Annotated in this window: 1 protein-coding gene; it reads right to left on the minus strand. The window is 66.0% G+C overall.

All coding sequences use genetic code 11. The features are described 5' to 3' along the window. Positions 1 to 627: 627 nt before the first annotated feature. Positions 628 to 924 carry a hypothetical protein gene (locus tag IH48_RS0132185; protein ID WP_030912865.1) on the minus strand — a complete coding sequence of 99 codons (297 nt, stop codon included), beginning with the start codon at positions 922 to 924 and terminating at the stop codon, positions 628 to 630. Positions 925 to 1,072: the final 148 nt, after the last annotated feature.

Below are 1,072 nucleotides of genomic sequence, written 5' to 3' on the forward strand. Positions count from 1 at the left end.
CGTGCCGGCCTGAAGGTCCCGGCGCACCACCCCGTGCAACGACGCCAGCGAGGGCACCTCGCCCCCGGGCCGCCTTCAGATACCGGTGCAGCACCGCCCGGCGACAAGGACACCAACCCTCCCGACACCCGAATACCACCAGCCTGCCGGGCATCAAGATCGTCCTCGGCAAGCCCCGGAACCCGCAAGCCAGAAGCAAAGGGCCGGTGGAGCAGGCCGGCAGCCTGCCTCAGCCACACCGACCGCGCCCCCCTCCCCATACCAGACAGGTATTCACGTTGTGCAAGCCACACCCCTGCCAGGCGCCCGCATACCGGCGGCCGAGAGGCTGCAGTATCCGGCGCGGCGAACTCCGGGCCCCCACAGCCCCCGAACCACGAAAGAAGCGGACCACCTCCTCACCCAACAACCGACCGGAGCCCCGACCCTTCGATCACGTCAGCATGAACGAACCCACGCGCAAGCTCGGTACGAGCAAGAAAACGATCTACCACCAATTCCCGGACAAACACAGCCAGCCCGTCACAGTCCTGGACCGACAATTCCCCACGATGGACCACGCCCCGGTGACAACCGAGAACACACAAGAGCAACCACTCGGCGCGCGCGGCGAGGCCATGCCACCCGCTATGCAGCCCACCCACCCGTAGTAGCTCCGATGCCCGGTGCGTGCGCGTCGACTGAGCACCATGGCGCGCCGACGATGGTGCTCGCCGAGCCGTTGATCCCGCCCACGGCGGTCAATGGGCAGGCGATGGCGAAGAGCAAGACACCAATACAACCCGCAGAAATGAAGATCGTCCCCATGAGGTGGACCAAGATGGTGTTCGCGTAGGTGATGTCGAAGGCGACCAGTGCGGTCTTCCAGCGCATCGTCCAGCAGGCTTGTCCCTTGCCAGTGGGATCGAGAGAGATGATCGCCATGCGGATCTCAGTGCCGCACCGCGCTTCTTGATCCAGCGCGGCGGCGTTAGCCTCGATTCGTCAGCGGGGTTCGATCGCTGATCGACCCGGCGGTTTGCCCGTAATGTCCTGGGCCGGTGGATGACGGGCCGTCGCGTGACGCTGCGGC

The sequence above is a fragment of the Streptomyces sp. NRRL F-5126 genome, assembly GCF_000721265.1.
Lineage (GTDB): Bacteria > Actinomycetota > Actinomycetes > Streptomycetales > Streptomycetaceae > Streptomyces.

What these genes read in the sequence shown, in the direction of transcription:
- IH48_RS0132185 (WP_030912865.1), bottom strand. Translation starts at nt 924, where the DNA reads ATGGCGATCATCTCTCTCGATCCCACTGGCAAGGGACAAGCCTGCTGG.